Raw genomic sequence first — 17,624 nt, forward strand, 5'->3', positions numbered from 1 at the left:
AACCAGCACACAATCGACAAATATGGCGCAATTCTACTCTCCCAAACGCCGCGTGACGACCCGGCAGAGCTCACAAATCTTCACCGTGACGGTGAGCGATCTCGATCCTTTCGGCCAGGGCGTGGCGCGCCACGACGGCAAAGCGGTGTTCGTGCCGGGCGTCTTGCCGGGCGAGCAGGCGGAAATCCAGCTGACCGAAGACAAGCGTCAGTTCGCCAAAGGCAAGCTCAAACGCCTGCTGAGCCGCAGCCCGCAGCGGGTAGAACCGCGCTGCCCGCATTTTGGCGTGTGCGGCGGCTGCCAGCAGCAACATGCGGATGAGGCGCTGCAACAGCAGAGCAAGGCGGCGGCGCTGGTGCGCATGATCGCCCGCGAAACCGGAGTAACCCCGCAACAGGAACCGGTGATCGCCGGCCCGGAATACGGCTATCGCCGCCGCGCCCGCCTGAGCCTGGCGTGGCAGCCGAAGCAGCAGCGCCTGATGATGGGCTTTCGCCAGGCGGCCTCCAGCGAGCTGGTGGCGGTGGAGCACTGCCCGGTGCTGCGGCCGGAGCTGGAGCAGCTGCTGGCGCCGGTGCGCGCCTGCCTGAGCGGGCTGCAGGCGGTGCGGCGGCTGGGGCATGTGGAGCTGGTGCTGGCGGATAACGGCCCGCTGCTGGTGCTGCGTCATCTCGACGCGCTGAAAGAGGCGGATCGGCAGGCGCTGTTGGCGTTTGGCGAGCGGGAAAAGGTCGCCGTTTATCTGGCGCCGGACAGCGAACGGGTGGAAAAACTGTGCGGTGAAACGCCGTATTATCAGGTTGACGGGCTACGCTTAGACTTCAGTCCGCGCGACTTTATTCAGGTCAATGACGTCGTAAACCAACAAATGGTGGCGCAGGCCCTTGAATGGCTCGACATTCAACCCAATGATCGGGTGCTGGACCTGTTCTGCGGCATGGGTAATTTCACCCTGCCGCTGGCGCGCCGCGCCGCCGCGGTGGTGGGCATCGAAGGTGTTGCCACGCTGGTAGCGAATGGGCAATATAATGCACATAAGAATAAGCTGAATAATGCGTCGTTCTTCCATGAGAATCTGGAGGACAACGTTGCGCGGCAACCTTGGGCAGCACAAGGGTTTGATAAGGTGATGCTGGATCCCGCCCGCGCTGGTGCGGCCGGGGTGATGTCACACATTGTAAAACTGGCGCCGGCGCGGGTGGTGTATGTTTCCTGTAACCCCACCACGCTGGCTCGCGACAGCAACGTGCTGTTGAACGCCGGTTATCGTCTTGCGCGCGTGCGGATGTTGGATATGTTTCCGCACACGGGGCATCTTGAATCAATGGCGCTGTTTATCAACGAGCGTGCGCCAGAGGTCGCTGCAAAGTAGGGAGAAGTTATGGTTGCGGTAAGAAGTGCACATCTGAATACGGCGGGTGAGTTCGCTCTTGATGAGTGGATCGCCGGCTTGGGGCTACCTAACCCGCAGTCATGTGAGCGATTGGCCGCAACCTGGCGTTATTGTGAGCAGCAGACCCAAAACCATCCTGACGCCTCGTTGCTGCTGTGGCGCGGCCTGGAGATGGTGGAAATTCTCTCGACGCTGAGCATGGACAATGACAGCATGCGCGCCGCGCTGCTGTTCCCGCTGGTGGACGCCGGCATCGTGCAGGAAGAGACCCTGACCGAAGCGTTCGGCAAGGGCATCGTCGCGCTGGTGCACGGCGTGCGTGACATGGACGCCATTCGCCAACTGAAAGCCACCCAAAACGACTCGATGGCCTCCGAACAGGTCGACAACGTGCGCCGCATGCTGTTGGCGATGGTGGAGGATTTCCGCTGCGTGGTCATCAAGCTGGCGGAGCGCATCGCCCACCTGCGTGAGGTGAAAGACGCGCCGGAAGACGAACGCGTGCTGGCGGCGAAAGAGTGTTCCAACATCTACGCCCCGCTGGCCAACCGGCTCGGCATCGGCCAGTTGAAGTGGGAGCTGGAGGATTTCTGCTTCCGCTACCTGCATCCGGAAGAATATAAGCGCATCGCCAAGCTGTTGCATGAGCGCCGCATCGATCGCGAACAGTTCATCGACGATTTCGTCGCCGGGCTGCGCGCCGAGATGGCCAACGAAGGCATTCGGGTGGAGATCTACGGCCGGCCGAAACACATCTACAGCATCTGGCGCAAGATGCAGAAAAAACACCTGGCGTTCGACGAACTGTTCGACGTGCGTGCGGTGCGCATCGTGGCGGAGCGCCTGCAGGATTGCTACGCGGCGTTGGGCATCGTGCATACCCACTTCCGCCATTTGCCGGATGAGTTCGACGACTACGTCGCTAACCCGAAGCCGAACGGCTACCAGTCGATCCACACCGTGGTGCTGGGGCCGCGCGGCAAAACCGTAGAGATTCAGATCCGCACGCGCCAAATGCACGAAGACGCCGAACTGGGCGTGGCCGCGCACTGGAAGTACAAAGAGGGCGCAGGCGTGACCGTGCGCTCCGGCTACGAAGAACGCATTGCATGGCTGCGCAAGCTGATCGCCTGGCAGGAAGAAATGGCGGACTCCGGCGAGATGCTCGACGAAGTGCGCAGCCAGGTGTTCGACGATCGGGTCTATGTCTTTACCCCGAAAGGCGACGTGGTGGATCTGCCGGCCGGCTCCACGCCGCTCGATTTCGCCTACCACATTCACAGCGACGTCGGTCACCGCTGTATCGGCGCCAAGATCGGCGGCCGCATCGTGCCGTTTACCTATCAGCTGAAGATGGGCGATCAGATTGAGATCATCACCCAGAAACAGCCGAACCCGAGCCGCGACTGGCTGAACCCAAACCTGGGGTATGTCACCACCAGCCGCGGGCGCTCGAAGATCCACAACTGGTTCCGCAAGCAGGATCGCGACAAGAACATTCTCGCCGGCCGCCAGATGCTGGACAACGAACTGGAACACCTCGGCATCAGCCTGAAAGAGGCCGAAAAGCTGCTGATCCCGCGCTACAACATGAACTCGCTGGACGAGGTATTGGCGGCGATCGGCGGCGGGGACATTCGCCTGAACCAGATGGTGAATTACCTGCAGGGCAAGTTCAACAAGCCGAGCGCCGAAGAACAGGATCGCGAGGCGCTGCGCCAGCTGGTGCAGCAGAAAGCGCCGCCGCCGGCCCGCAACAAGGACAACGGCCGAGTGGTGGTGGAGGGCGTGGGCAACCTGATGCACCACATTGCCCGCTGCTGCCAGCCGATCCCGGGCGACGACATCGTCGGTTTTATCACCCAGGGGCGCGGCATCTCGATCCACCGTGCGGACTGCGATCAGCTGGTCGATTTGCAATCGCACGCGCCGGAGCGCATCGTCGATGCGGTATGGGGTGAAAGCTACTCCAGCGGTTATTCGCTGGTGGTGCGCGTGATGGCCAACGATCGCAGCGGGTTGCTGCGCGACATTACCACCATTTTGGCCAACGAAAAGGTCAACGTGCTGGGGGTTGCCAGCCGCAGCGACACCAAGAAACAGTTGGCCACCATCGACATGGATATCGAAATCTACAACCAGCAGGTGCTGAGCCGGGTGCTGGCGAAGCTGAACCAGCTGCCGGACGTGATAGACGCCAAGCGTCTGCACGGCAACTAAGCTCACATCGCCTTTCGGGCCGTATGCGCTATCGATACGGCCCGAGGTCCATGCATTCGGTGGGCGCTCCCATGCGCCCCCATTCTTTCTCAGAGATTTTTTATGACCCAATCCACTCCGCTGCAGCGCCTGCTGAACATCATGAAAACGCTGCGCGATCCCCAGGTCGGCTGCTCGTGGGACCGCAAGCAAACTTTCGCCACCATCGCGCCCTACACGCTGGAAGAGACTTACGAAGTGCTGGACGCCATCGAGCGGCAGGACTACGCCGATCTGCGCGACGAACTGGGCGATTTGCTGTTCCAGGTGGTGTTCTACGCCCAGATGGGGCAGGAACAGGGGCTGTTCGATTTCGATGAGGTGTGCACCGCCATCAGCGATAAGCTGGAGCGCCGTCACCCGCACATTTTCGGTGACGCCGAGGGGGGGGACAGCGAAGCCGTGGCCGCGCGCTGGGAGCAGCTCAAGGCCGGCGAGCGCGCCGAAAAAGCGCTGCACTCGGTGCTGGACGACATTCCGCAGGCGTTGCCGGCGCTGATGAAGGCGCACAAAATTCAAAAACGCTGCGCCTCGGTCGGCTTCGACTGGAACACCCTGGGGCCGGTGCTGGACAAAGTGTACGAAGAGATCGATGAAGTGATGCACGAAGCCCGCCAGGCGGTGGTCGATGAGAGCAAGCTGGAAGAGGAGATCGGCGATCTGCTGTTCGCCACGGTGAACCTGTCGCGCCATCTGGGGCACAAGGCGGAGAACGCGCTGCAGGCGGCGAACCGCAAGTTCGAGCGCCGCTTCCGCCAGGTGGAAGCGATCGTCCAGCAACGCGGGCTGCGGCTTGAAGACGCCACGCTGGAGCAGATGGAGGACGCCTGGCAGCAGGTGAAACGCCAGGAAAGTTGAATCGCTGCGACGACAATGTTGATCGCCGACAAGGTTCACGAAAGCTGAAACGGTTAAGCTTGCAGTCAGGTCACAGGCACATGGCTGCCGTCGGCAGCAAAAGGCCAACAAACTGAAATCTAAGGCGTTTTATCGCTCCTGAGGGGCGGTAAAAAGAAATTTTCTCCGCTAACTCTTTGTATTTCCTGGAGGGTTTGCGGAGCGCCGGCGGAGTAAACCCTGATGAACACGGGAGGGCGGCCGAGATGATGGACAGCAAAACGATCGTTTGTAGGTCAGGAGAGGTTCGGGTATACTACTTTCCCGTCCTGGTTCTTCCATCGTCTTTAAACCTAAACTCTCAGGTTCAGCATGACAACTAATTATATTTTTGTGACCGGCGGGGTCGTATCCTCTCTGGGTAAAGGCATTGCCGCAGCCTCTCTGGCGGCTATTCTTGAAGCCCGTGGCCTCAACGTTACCATCATGAAACTGGACCCGTACATCAACGTGGATCCGGGCACCATGAGCCCGATTCAGCATGGGGAAGTTTTCGTCACCGAAGACGGCGCAGAAACCGATCTGGATTTGGGTCACTACGAGCGATTCATTCGCACCAAAATGTCGCGTCGCAACAACTTCACCACCGGCCGCATCTACTCCGACGTGCTGCGTAAAGAACGCCGCGGCGACTATCTGGGCGCGACCGTGCAGGTCATTCCGCACATCACCAACGCGATCAAAGAACGCATCATCGAAGGCGGCGAAGGCCACGATGTGGTGCTGGTGGAAATCGGCGGCACCGTCGGCGATATCGAATCGCTGCCGTTCCTCGAAGCCATCCGTCAGATGGCGGTGGAAGTGGGCCGCGAGCACACGCTGTACATGCACCTGACGCTGGTGCCGTACATGGCGGCGGCGGGCGAAGTGAAAACCAAGCCGACCCAGCATTCCGTAAAAGAGCTGCTTTCCATCGGTATCCAGCCTGATGTGCTGATTTGCCGTTCCGATCGCGCGGTTCCTGCTAACGAACGCGCTAAAATCGCGCTTTTCTGCAACGTGCCGGAAAAAGCGGTTATCTCTCTGAAAGACGTTGATTCTATTTATAAAATCCCAGGCCTATTGAAATCTCAGGGGCTGGACGATTATATTTGTAAACGATTCAGCCTGAACGCGCCGGAAGCCAACCTGGCCGAATGGGAACAGGTGATCTACGAAGAAGCCAATCCGGGCGGCGAAGTGACCATCGGTATGGTCGGCAAATACGTTGAGCTGCCGGACGCTTACAAGTCGGTGATCGAAGCGCTGAAGCACGGCGGGCTGAAAAACCGTCTGACCGTGAACATCAAGCTGATCGACTCGCAGGACGTGGAAACCCGCGGCGTGGAAGTGCTGAAAGGGCTGGATGCGATCCTGATCCCGGGCGGCTTCGGTTACCGCGGCGTGGAAGGCAAAGTGATGACCGCACGCTATGCGCGCGAGAACAACATTCCTTATCTGGGCATTTGCCTGGGCATGCAGGTGGCGTTGATGGAGTTCGCTCGCAACGTGGCGGGGATGGAGAACGCCAACTCCACCGAGTTTATGCCAGACTGTAAGTACCCGGTGGTGGCGTTGATCACCGAATGGCGCGACGAAGACGGCAACGTCGAAGTGCGCAGCGAAGAAAGCGATTTGGGCGGCACGATGCGCGTAGGTGGCCAACAGTGCAACCTGAGCGACAACAGCCTGGTGCGCCAGCTGTACGGCGAACCGACCATTGTCGAGCGTCATCGTCACCGTTACGAAGTTAACAACATGCTGTTGAAGCAGATCGAAGCCGCAGGGCTGCGTGTCGCCGGTCGTTCCGCCGACAACAAGCTGGTTGAGATCATTGAACTGCCGAATCACCCGTGGTTTGTAGCCTGTCAGTTCCACCCGGAATTTACGTCTACGCCGCGTGATGGGCATCCGCTGTTCGCCGGCTTCGTGAAAGCCGCTGGCGAGCATCAGAAGCGCCAGGTGAAATAACATATTTGGTAGGCGGCGCGCGGTGAGAACCGCGCGCTGTTTGTCTGGAGTTTTAGTTTAACTTGTACTGAGGAAAACCTAATGTCCAAAATCGTTAAAGTCATCGGTCGTGAAATCATCGACTCCCGCGGTAACCCGACTGTTGAAGCCGAAGTTCATCTGGAAGGCGGTTTCGTCGGCCTGGCTGCTGCGCCGTCAGGTGCTTCTACCGGTTCCCGCGAAGCGCTGGAACTGCGTGACGGTGACAAGTCTCGTTTCCTGGGTAAAGGCGTACTGAAAGCCGTTGCTGCAGTAAACGGTCCGATTGCTCAGGCAGTACTGGGTAAAGATGCCAAAGACCAGGCGAACATCGACAAGATCATGATCGAGCTGGACGGCACCGAAAACAAATCCAACTTCGGCGCCAACGCCATTCTGGCGGTTTCCCTGGCAGCAGCGAAAGCGGCCGCAGCCTCTAAAGGCATGCCGCTGTACGAGCACATCGCTGAACTGAACGGCACCCCAGGCAAATTCTCCATGCCACTGCCGATGATGAACATCATCAACGGCGGCGAGCACGCTGACAACAACGTCGACATTCAGGAATTCATGATTCAGCCGGTTGGCGCGAAGACCCTGAAAGAAGCGGTGCGCATCGGTTCTGAAGTGTTCCACCACCTGGCGAAAGTTCTGAAAGCCAAAGGCATGAACACCGCCGTGGGCGACGAAGGCGGCTATGCGCCAAACCTGGGTTCCAACGCCGAAGCGCTGGCGGTTATCGCTGAAGCGGTAAAAGCGGCGGGCTACGAGCTGGGCAAAGACGTCACTCTGGCGATGGACTGCGCGGCTTCCGAATTCTACAAAGACGGTAAATACGTGCTGGCCGGCGAAGGTAACAAAGCCTTCACTTCCGAAGAGTTCACTCACTTCCTGGAAGAGCTGACCAAACAGTACCCAATTGTGTCTATCGAAGACGGCCTGGATGAATCCGACTGGGCGGGCTTCGCTTACCAGACCAAAGTACTGGGCGACAAAATCCAGCTGGTTGGCGACGATCTGTTCGTGACCAACACCAAGATCCTGAAAGAAGGCATCGAGAAAGGCATCGCTAACTCCATCCTGATCAAGTTCAACCAGATCGGTTCTCTGACCGAAACCCTGGCAGCTATCAAGATGGCGAAAGACGCCGGTTACACTGCGGTGATCTCTCACCGTTCCGGTGAAACCGAAGACGCGACCATCGCTGACCTGGCGGTAGGGACTGCGGCTGGTCAGATCAAAACCGGTTCCATGAGCCGTTCTGACCGCGTTGCCAAGTACAACCAACTGATCCGTATCGAAGAAGCGCTGGGTGACCGTGCGCCGTTCAACGGCCTGAAAGAAGTTAAAGGCCAGTAAGTTCGACCGATTCGGTTGCTAAATAAAAACCCGCCGCGGCGGGTTTTTTTATGTTTTAAATTCGTGATGATTGTCATTTTAATAATAAGTTTTTTATTGAAAGCGTGGTTTTGTTTAACCCGATAATTTCATTAAAGATAGTAAACGCGCTTATTTTATATTCCAATTTTGTTTGCTTTATAACTATTCGTTACTAGACTGCCAATAAGGCAGTTTATTTCTCGCCGTTCTGCCGTAGACCTTGAACATCACCATACCTTAATACTGCCGGCTTGCTGGCCGGTTGAGCGAGGGCTTGATGCGACAGCGAATCATCATTGTCGGCGGCGGAACCGGCGGCACCATATTGGCCAATTTATTGGCCACAAAATTGCACCGGGAAATTATTAATAATAAAGTTGAGTTATTAATGATATCGGATTCACCGCTGCATTATTACAAACCGGCGTTTATGTATGTGGCATTCAATACTTTTTTCAAGCAGGAGCTCACGCGTTCACAGCGGAGTTTATTGCGGCCTGAAATACAGTTTATTATTGATAAAGCGGAATCTTTCGATTTAAAACAGCGAAGTATAGCGACGCAAAGCGGTAAGCTTTACTCCTATGACTTTCTGGTTTTCGCCACCGGCTGCGTACCTTGGCCAGAGCGCATCGAAGGGTTGGCGCAGGCGGGCGATCATTTCTACCAGTATCAGGCCGCGCGGCAGTTGGCGCATAAGCTGGCGACGATCGAGAAAGGCCGCATTTTCATCACCGTGTCCTTCCCTGAAACGCCCAACGTGCCCCATCAGTGCGGCATCGCGCCGATCGAAACCACCCTGATGCTGGACGACTACCTGCGGCGGCGCGGCGTGCGCAAGGCGGTGGAGATCGTTTATACCTACCCAACCATTTCTCAACTGCTGCGTAACTGCCTGTTTTTACAGCGCCCGACCGGCGAAGCGCTGCCCGCCATTTTTGCCGCACGTGACATTCTCCACCAGCGTGGGTTTACCCTCAGCCGGGTAGACGCCCAACGTAACATCGCCTATTCCGCTGAGGGGGAAGAGCAGCCGTTCGACATTCTGATGGCAACGCCGCCGATTCGCGCAGTCGAGGCGGTGCGCAATACCGGGTTGAGCGAGAGTCAAAACGGTGAAGGCTGGCTGCCGACCGATCATCAAACGCTGCAGGTCTACGGCCAACAGGGCGTGTATGTCATAGGCGATACCGTGGATTTGCCGGTCAGCAAGGCCGGCGGCTCTTGCCATAATCAGGCGCCGGTCATTGCCGACAACATCGTGGCGGAAATGCGGCTGGGCCAAACCGTGAGCCATTATGACGGCAAGGTGCAGGCGGTCGCGCAAATGGGGCTGAATGCCGGCATGCCGCTGGTGTACGACTACCGTCACGACGTGCTGCCGACGCCCGCCACCAAGGTGGGCGGCATGCTGCGCAATGGGTTTAACCGCGGCCTTTACTGGGCCACGGTAAGGGGGCTGATATGACGGAAAGCACGGTGCATGCGGCTGACCTGCAATCATTGGCGGCGTTGCTCGAGAAACTGCAGCCGCTGCTGGCGGGTGGCCGGTTGGATAACGTGGTCGATCTGTTGTCGCTGTTGTCGGACGTGGTGGATATTGCCGACAACGCGCTGGTGGAGAAATTAGCCGGCGTCTTTGAAGGTTTGGTGACCCTCGGCTGGGAAGGCGGAACGGCGCTGCAGATGGCGCACAGCGAGCTGCAGTTGAATCCACCACCGGCCAGTTTTCGCGCGCTGTACGCCTTGCTGAAGCAGCCGGATACCCTGCTGGGGTTAACGTTGCTGCTGCGTACTTTACAAATCATCGGCCGGCGCACGCGAGACAGCGCGTTGCCGTCAGCCCTGCCAGATGAATCGTCGAATTAAGCTTCACTCACTCAGGTAAGGAGTTGTGTTATGTCCGCTACAGCAGTTGGCCACGACTTTGCCACCCGGGCTATTCATTACGGCTACGATCCTCAGCGGTATCAGGGGGCACTGTCTCCGCCGGTGTTTATGAGCTCTACGTTTGCTTTTCCCACGGCGGAATACGGCGGCGCCTGCTTTGCCGGCACCGAGCCGGGGTACTTTTACTCGCGCATCGCCAACCCGACGTTAAACCTGCTCGAGCAACGCATCGCCAACCTGGAGGAGGGGGAGGCGGCGGTGGCGTTCGCTTCCGGCATGGGGGCGATCACCGCGTGTTGTTGGACGCTGCTCAGACCGGGTGATGAGCTGATTGTCGACGAAACCGTCTATGGTTGCACCTTCAGCTACTTTCATCATGGTCTGGCGCGCTTTGGCGTCAAGATAACCCACGTTGATTTGACCCGGCCGGAGCGGTTGGCGGCGGCCATTGGACCGCGTACCCGCCTGGTGTATTGCGAAACGCCGGCCAATCCCAATATGCGTTTGATCGATATCGCCGCCGTGGCGGAGATCGCCCATCGGCATCAGGCGCTGTTGCTGGTGGACAACACCTACTGTACGCCCTATCTGCAGCGGCCTTTGGCGCTAGGCGCCGATATCGTGGTGCACTCGGCGACCAAGTACCTCGGCGGGCACGGGGATCTCCTGGCCGGGATCGCGGTGACGCGTCAGGCGTTGGCCGAGGCGATCCGTCTGGAGGGGCTAAAGGACATGAATGGGGCGGTACTGTCAGCGCAGGATGCCGCGCTGGTGCTGCGCGGGATGAAAACTTTGCCGCTGCGCATGGATCGTCATTGCGATAATGCGCAGCGCCTGGCGGAGATGTTGGCGGAGCATCCGGCGGTCGAGCGGGTGTATTACCCCGGCCTGGCGAACTTCCCGCAGCATGCGTTGGCGCAGCGGCAAATGGCGCGCCCCGGCGGCATGCTGGCGTTTGAGCTGCGGGGTGGCCTGCGTGCGGGCATTCGCTTCCTCAACGCGCTGCAGCTCATCTTGCGCGCGGTCAGCCTGGGCGATTGCGAAAGCCTGGCGCAGCACCCGGCCAGCATGACGCACTCGGCCTACACGCCGGAAGAGCGGAAACGGCACCATATCAGCGAGGGGCTGGTGCGGCTGTCCGCCGGGCTGGAGGCGTTTGACGATCTGCAGGCGGATATCCTGCAAGCGCTGGCGCAGGCGCAATAAAAAAACCCGCCGCAGCGGGTTTTAGCCGAAGCGAGCGTTACATCTGTTGCGTCGCTGTGGTCACCGGCGAACCGCCGCCTTTTTTGCGTACCCACAGCCAGTAAGCCGCGGTGAGGAACGCGATCCACACCAGCCCGACATACAGGGCGATGCGGCTCTCTTCGAAGTAGCCGAGCAGGCCGATGACGAACGCCATAAAGGCGGTCGCCAATGCCGGCGCCACCGGCCACCACGGCACCGGGAAGCTCAACTGACGCGTTTCTTCCGGCGACAGCGTGCGGCGCATGACGATCTGCGACAGCAGGATCATCAGCCACACCCAGACGGTGGCGAAGGTGGCGATTGAGGCGATGATCATGAAGACCTTCTCCGGGATCAGGTAGTTGAGCACCACCGCCAGTAGCAGGGCGACCGACATCACCAGCACTGTCATCCACGGTACGCCGCTGGCGGTCAGCTTGGTGAAGCTGCGCGGCGCCTGGCCGTCCTGCGCCATGCCGTACATCATGCGGCCGGCGCCGAAGATGTCGCTGTTGATGGCCGAAATGGCCGCGGTGATCACCACCACGTTCAGCACGTTGGCGGCGGAGCTGATGCCGAGGTTGCTGAAGATCTCAACGAACGGGCTGCCGTTCTGGCCGATGCTGTTCCACGGATAGATCGCCATCAGCACCGTCAGCGTCAGCACGTAAAACAGCAGGATGCGCACCGGTACGGCGTTGATCGCCTTCGGCAGCACTTTGGCGGGGTCTTTCGCCTCGCTGGCGGTGATGCCGATGATCTCGATGCCGCCGAAGGCGAACATCACTACCGCTAATGACGCGACCACGCCGCCGATGCCGTTAGGCATAAAGCCGCCGTGCTGCCACAGGTTGCTGATGCCGGTGGCGTGCTGGGCTTGCCCGAAACCGAACAGCATTACCGCCGCGCCGCCGACGATCATCGCCACGATGGCGGCGACCTTGACCAGCGACAGCCAGAACTCCAGCTCGCCGAAAACCTTGACGCTGCACAGGTTGAGCGCGCCGATAAACAGGATGATGCTGAGCACCCAAACCCACTGGGCGACGTCCGGGAACCACAGCCCCATATAGATGCCGAAGGCAGTGACGTCCGCCAGGGCGACGATCACCATTTCAAAGGTGTAGGTCCAGCCGGTGAGGAACCCGGCCAGCGGGCCGAGGTAGTGGCTGGCGTAGTGGCCGAACGAGCCGGAGACCGGTTGGTGTACCGCCATTTCACCCAGCGCGCGCATCACCATGAACACCGCCGCGCCGCCTACCAGATAGGCCAGCAGCACCGCCGGACCGGCCAGCTGAATGGCGCCGGCGGAGCCGTAGAACAGGCCGGTGCCGATCGCCGAGCCGAGAGCCATGAAACGGATATGTCGCGCGTTTAGTCCGCGTCTGAGTTGTGTTGTTTCGTTACGCATGTTGCTTCCCGTTAAGTGTTTGCCGAACAGGCACGCGCTGCCCGCGCCGGGTGGAACGCACCCGGCGGGGCAGAACAAACTGCGTGATTCAGTGTGTGATGATTATGCCTGGCTAGGCAGCAGCGCCGCAGGCAGCAGCGATGTCAGGTGACCGGCCGCCAAGAGTTGGCTGGCGGCTTCAATGTCGGGGGCGAAGAAACGATCCTTGTCGTAGAAACTGACATGCTCGCGCAGCAGACGGCGCGCCTGCTCCAGACCTTCCGAGGTCTTCAGGCCGTTGCGGAAATCCAGTCCCTGGCAGGCGGCCAGCCACTCGACCGCCAGAATACCGCGTACGTTGTCCGCCATGTTCCACAGGCGGCGGCCGGCGGCCGGCGCCATGGAAACGTGGTCCTCCTGGTTGGCGGAGGTCGGAATGCTGTCGACGCTTGATGGATGCGCCAGCGCTTTGTTTTCGCTGGCCAGCGCTGCGGCGGTGACCTGAGCGATCATGAAGCCGGAGTTCACGCCGCCGTTCTCCACCAGGAACGGTGGCAGCTGCGACATGTGTTTGTCCATCATCAGCGAGATGCGGCGCTCGGACAGCGAACCGATTTCGGCGAATGCCAGCGCCAGGTTATCGGCGGCCATCGCCACCGGTTCGGCGTGGAAGTTGCCGCCGGACAGCACGTCGCCCTGTTCGGCGAACACCAACGGGTTATCGGAGACGGCGTTGGCTTCGATCTCCAGCACCTCGGCGGCCTGACGGATCTGCGTCAGGCAGGCGCCCATGACCTGCGGCTGGCAGCGCAGGGAGTAAGGATCCTGCACTTTTTCACAGTTGCGGTGCGAGTCGGAGACTTCGCTGCGCGCGCCGAGCAGGTGGCGGTAGGCGAGGGCGGCGTCGATCTGGCCGCGCTGGCCGCGCACCTCGTGGATACGCGCATCGAACGGGCTGCGAGAGCCCAGCGCCGCTTCCACCGTCAGGCTGCCCGCCACGGTGGCGGCCGCGAACAGATCTTCGGCATCGAACAGGCCGCGCAGCGCGAAGGCGGCGGAGACCTGGGTGCCGTTCAGCAATGCCAGGCCCTCTTTCGCCGCCAGCGTCAGCGGTTTCAGGCCGGCTTTGGCCAGCGCTTCGGTCGCCGGCAGCCATTGGCCCTGATGGCGTGCCTTACCTTCGCCCAGCAGCACCAGGCTCATGTGCGCCAGCGGCGCCAGGTCGCCGGAGGCGCCGACGGAGCCTTTCAGCGGAATATGCGGATAGACTTCGGCGTTGACCAGCGCGATCAGCGCTTGGATAACTTCCAGGCGAATGCCGGAGAAGCCGCGCGACAGGCTGTTGATCTTCAGCACCATGATCAGGCGCACCAGATTGTCGTCGGTCGGCTCGCCCACGCCGGCGGCGTGTGACAGCACGATCGAGCGCTGCAGATTTTCCAAATCGTCGCGGGCGATGCGCGTCGAAGCCAGCAGGCCAAATCCGGTGTTGATGCCGTATGTGGTGCGGTTTTCTTCAACGATGCGCTCTACGCAGGCCACGCTCTGCTGGATAGGGCCGTAGGCGTTGTCGTCCAGCGTCAGCGTCACCGGATGTTGATAGACGTCGCGTAGCTGGGCCAGCGTCAGTTTGCCCGGGCGAATAGTCAGCGCTTTCATGCTTTTTCTCCTTGGGTGGCGGCAACCATCGGCAGGTTCAGGCCTTGCTCGCGGGCGCAGTCGATAGCGATATCGTAGCCGGCGTCGGCGTGACGCATGACCCCGGTAGCCGGGTCATTGTGCAGCACGCGGGCGATGCGCTCGGCGGCCTCATCGGTGCCGTCGCAGACGATCACCATGCCGGAGTGTTGGGAGAAGCCCATGCCGACGCCGCCGCCGTGGTGCAGGGAAACCCAGGTGGCGCCGCTGGCGGTGTTCAGCAGGGCGTTCAGCAGCGGCCAGTCGGAGACCGCATCTGAGCCGTCTTTCATCGCTTCAGTTTCACGGTTCGGGCTGGAAACGGAGCCGGAATCCAGGTGGTCGCGGCCGATGACGATCGGGGCGGACAGTTCGCCGCGGCGCACCATCTCGTTGAACGCCAGGCCCAGCTTGGCACGCTGGCCGAGGCCAACCCAGCAGATGCGCGCCGGCAGGCCCTGGAAGCTGATGCGCTCGCGCGCCATGTCCAGCCAGCGGTGCAGGTGCTCGTCATCCGGGATCAGCTCTTTCACCATGGCGTCGGTTTTGTAGATGTCCTGCGGATCGCCGGACAGCGCCGCCCAGCGGAACGGCCCGATGCCGCGGCAGAACAGCGGACGGATGTAGGCCGGCACGAAGCCCGGGAAGTCGAAGGCGTTGTCGACGCCGGTTTCTTTCGCCATCTGGCGAATGTTGTTGCCGTAGTCGAAGGTCGGCACGCCCATCTGCTGGAACGCCAGCATGGCTTTGACGTGATCGGCCATCGACTGCTTGGCGGCGGCGACCACCTTGGCCGGCTCGGTCTGTGCGCGCTGGCGATACTCCTCCCAGCTCCAACCCTTCGGCAGATAGCCGTTCAGCGGATCGTGGGCGCTGGTCTGGTCGGTGACCATGTCCGGGCGCACGCCGCGGCGCACCAGCTCAGGCAGGATTTCCGCCGCGTTGCCGCACAGGGCGATGGAGATGGCTTTACCTTCGGCGGTGTATTTTTTGATGCGGGCCAGCGCGTCGTCCAGATCTTTGGCCTGCTCATCGACGTAGCGGGTTTTCAGACGGAAATCGATGCGGCTCTGCTGACATTCGATGTTCAGCGAGCAGGCGCCCGCCAGCGTGGCGGCCAGCGGCTGCGCGCCGCCCATGCCGCCCAGACCGGCGGTCAGCACCCAACGCCCCTGCAGACTGCCGTCGTAGTGCTGGCGGCCCGCTTCGACGAAGGTCTCATAGGTGCCCTGAACGATGCCCTGGCTGCCGATGTAGATCCAGCTGCCGGCGGTCATCTGGCCGTACATCGCCAGGCCTTTGGCGTCCAGCTCGTTGAAGTGTTCCCAGGTCGCCCAGTGCGGCACCAGGTTGGAGTTGGCGATCAGCACGCGCGGCGCGTTGCTGTGGGTTTTGAATACGCCGACCGGCTTGCCGGACTGCACCAGCAGGGTTTCGTCTTCTTCCAGCGTTTTCAGGGTTTCGACGATCTTGTCGTAGCAATCCCAGTCGCGCGCGGCGCGGCCGATGCCGCCGTACACCACCAGCTCGTGTGGGTTCTCCGCAACTTCAGGATCGAGGTTGTTCATCAGCATGCGTAACGGCGCTTCGGTCAGCCAGCTTTTTGCGTTTAATTGTGTGCCGCGTGGCGCGCGTACATCGACATTGCGAACTTTGTTATTTGTAGTCACAGCATTTTCCTCAAACAGTATCGGTGCAGATTCCATGCCGCGGTGGGGATGAGTACCACGGCATAACAATGCGTAGGGCTTATTAACATATACTTGTATGTACAAGCATATGCAACACTGACCAGTTGCCGCTGAAAAGTGGCATAAGAAAAAGTTATTTTCTTTTTATATCAGGTTGATATGCGATTTTTTATCGCCGGTCTCAGATACGGAAAGCCGGAGAAAAGTGAGCTGTTCGGCAAAAATGAATTAAAATTGACTCATTTTTGGGCGGCTAGTCACAATATTTTTACAGACTGATTACAGTTGGCGGCGGAGGATAAACAAGCCCTATCACCGCGGGAAGAAAGCCCGCCGTGGGCGGGCTTGCCAGGCTCAGGCAGCCGGTTGCAGCATCGGCTTGCGGCTCATCTTGCACACCGTGGCGATGGCGGCGATCAGAGCCGGTACGCACAGGAACATCAGGATGCTCTGCACTTCCCACTGCATCGCCAGCAGTTGGGCGCCCATCATGGTGCCGGCGACGCCGCCGAAGCGGCCGATGCCCTGCATCCAGGCGATGCCGGTGGCGCGGCTGTGGGTCGGGTAGAAGGTGGCCGCCAGCGTTTGCAGCCCGGACTGCGCGCCGTTCATGGTGACGCCCATCAGGAAGATGAAGGCGCCCAGCAGCACGATCTGCTTGTCTTCGGTGGCCATCGCCACGATCAGCAGGGCGGTGACGACAAAGCCGCTCGAGACCACTTTGTGCGCATTCCAGCGGTCCATCAGCCAGCCGGCCACCAGGATGCCGAGCGTGCCGCCGAAGGTGAACAGCGAGGTGAGCATCGCCGATTGCTCCAGCTGATAGCCCAAGCCCTGCATCAGGATCGGCATCCAGCTCAGCAACACGTAGTAGATCACCAGCCCCATGAAGTAGGTCACCCACAGCATCAGCGTGCCGAGCAGGTAAGGGCGACTGAACAGCAGCCCGACGCTGGTCTTGGCCTGCGTCAGCTTCTCTTCATACAGGTAAAAACGCGTCACGCCGTCGAGGCTCTGGCTGACGAAGCGTTGCGCAATGCGTTTGATCTTCGCCGCATCCTGCCCGCGGTTGACCATATATTTGACCGATTCCGGCAGCAGCAGGATCAGCAACACCGTCAACGCCAGCGGCGCAATGGCGCCGAGCAACAGCACGCTGTGCCAGCCGTAGCTCGGGATCAGCCACGATGAAATGGCGCCGCCGCCGGCCGCGCCCAGCGGAAAGCCGCAATACATGGTATTGATCGCCAGCGAACGGCAGCGCTGCGGCGCGTATTCGGAGATCAGCGTGATAGCGTTGGGCATCGCCGCTCCCAGCCCGAGGCCGGTGAGGAAACGCCACAGCGTCAGGCTATTGAGCGAGCCGGCGTAGGCGGTGGCCAGGCTCGACAGGCCGAAGAACAGGCAGGAAAACACCAGCACGCGCTTGCGGCCGATGCGGTCGGAGATTGGCCCGGCTATCAGCGCGCCGAGCGACAGCCCCAACAGCGCGGCGCTCAGCACCGGCCCCAGATCCTGCTTCACGATGCCCCAGTCTTTGGCGACCGAGGGGGCGATATAGCCCATGGCGGCGGTATCGAAACCGTCGATGGCGAGGATCAGGAATCCGAGAATGATCAGTGTCCAGTGAAACAGCGAAAACTTGCTGTCGTCGATGGCCTGTTGAATGTTTAACTCGCTGGTGGAATGAGTCATGGCACCCTCTAAACGCAGATGTAGTCGTGATGAATAGTACGTGGCCGAAACTGATGCTCGGCTTGTGTTTGCTTGTATATACATCTGCGCGTCGGCGCTTTATGTCAAATATAATTATCTTATTTGTTAACTTCGTGTTGTTTTCTGTGGAGCAGGT

Annotated in this window: 12 protein-coding genes; 8 read left to right on the forward strand and 4 right to left on the reverse strand. The window is 60.2% G+C overall.

Going from position 1 to position 17,624, the window contains the following annotated elements:
• The first annotated feature begins 22 nt into the window (after positions 1–22).
• The 8 genes from rlmD to GT753_RS15570 all read left to right on the forward strand — a co-directional run bounded on the left by rlmD (position 23) and on the right by GT753_RS15570 (position 10,993).
• Positions 23–1,372, forward strand: coding sequence for a 23S rRNA (uracil(1939)-C(5))-methyltransferase RlmD (rlmD, locus tag GT753_RS15535; RefSeq protein WP_015376669.1), 1,350 nt, complete (start codon positions 23–25; stop codon positions 1,370–1,372).
• A 9-nt stretch (positions 1,373–1,381) separates the two neighbouring features.
• A complete protein-coding gene (gene relA, locus GT753_RS15540) occupies positions 1,382–3,613 on the forward strand; it encodes a GTP diphosphokinase (protein ID WP_004932686.1) in 2,232 nt (743 codons plus the stop codon).
• Between the two features lie 102 nt (positions 3,614–3,715).
• Complete coding sequence (gene mazG, locus GT753_RS15545; protein ID WP_033631803.1) at positions 3,716–4,510, forward strand: nucleoside triphosphate pyrophosphohydrolase; 795 nt, start codon at positions 3,716–3,718, stop codon at positions 4,508–4,510.
• A 351-nt stretch (positions 4,511–4,861) separates the two neighbouring features.
• On the forward strand, positions 4,862–6,499 hold the full coding sequence (pyrG, locus tag GT753_RS15550) for a glutamine hydrolyzing CTP synthase (protein ID WP_004932674.1): 1,638 nt from the start codon (positions 4,862–4,864) through the stop codon (positions 6,497–6,499).
• An 81-nt stretch (positions 6,500–6,580) separates the two neighbouring features.
• The gene (eno, locus tag GT753_RS15555) at positions 6,581–7,876 is read left to right on the forward strand and encodes a phosphopyruvate hydratase (RefSeq protein WP_004932670.1); all 1,296 of its coding nucleotides are present in this window, start codon (positions 6,581–6,583) and stop codon (positions 7,874–7,876) included.
• 298 nt (positions 7,877–8,174) lie between these two features.
• Positions 8,175–9,365 carry an NAD(P)/FAD-dependent oxidoreductase gene (locus GT753_RS15560; RefSeq protein ID WP_041922186.1) on the forward strand — a complete coding sequence of 397 codons (1,191 nt, stop codon included), beginning with the start codon at positions 8,175–8,177 and terminating at the stop codon, positions 9,363–9,365.
• The gene (locus tag GT753_RS15565; protein ID WP_015376673.1) at positions 9,362–9,766 is read left to right on the forward strand and encodes a hypothetical protein; all 405 of its coding nucleotides are present in this window, start codon (positions 9,362–9,364) and stop codon (positions 9,764–9,766) included. The genes GT753_RS15560 and GT753_RS15565 overlap by 4 nt, the downstream gene beginning before the upstream one ends.
• Before the next feature lie 30 nt (positions 9,767–9,796).
• On the forward strand, positions 9,797–10,993 hold the full coding sequence (locus tag GT753_RS15570; RefSeq protein WP_031300382.1) for a methionine gamma-lyase: 1,197 nt from the start codon (positions 9,797–9,799) through the stop codon (positions 10,991–10,993).
• A 37-nt stretch (positions 10,994–11,030) separates the two neighbouring features.
• Here the strand turns inward: GT753_RS15570 and GT753_RS15575 are convergent, their stop codons facing one another.
• From GT753_RS15575 to GT753_RS15590, 4 genes are all read right to left on the reverse strand, one after another.
• Entirely contained in the window at positions 11,031–12,425 is a 1,395-nt protein-coding gene (locus GT753_RS15575) for an amino acid permease (RefSeq protein WP_015376675.1), read from the reverse strand.
• Positions 12,426–12,527: 102 nt separating this feature from the next.
• The gene (gene hutH / locus GT753_RS15580; protein ID WP_015376676.1) at positions 12,528–14,063 is read right to left on the reverse strand and encodes a histidine ammonia-lyase; all 1,536 of its coding nucleotides are present in this window, start codon (positions 14,061–14,063) and stop codon (positions 12,528–12,530) included.
• Complete coding sequence (gene hutU / locus GT753_RS15585) at positions 14,060–15,751, reverse strand: urocanate hydratase (protein ID WP_015376677.1); 1,692 nt, start codon at positions 15,749–15,751, stop codon at positions 14,060–14,062. Before hutU ends, hutH begins: the two co-directional genes overlap by 4 nt.
• Before the next feature lie 375 nt (positions 15,752–16,126).
• The gene (locus tag GT753_RS15590) at positions 16,127–17,467 is read right to left on the reverse strand and encodes an aromatic acid/H+ symport family MFS transporter (protein ID WP_015376678.1); all 1,341 of its coding nucleotides are present in this window, start codon (positions 17,465–17,467) and stop codon (positions 16,127–16,129) included.
• Positions 17,468–17,624: the final 157 nt, after the last annotated feature.

Origin of the sequence: Serratia sp. Z4 (assembly GCF_009900725.1) — a bacterium.
Taxonomy (GTDB): Bacteria; Pseudomonadota; Gammaproteobacteria; order Enterobacterales; family Enterobacteriaceae; genus Serratia; species Serratia nematodiphila.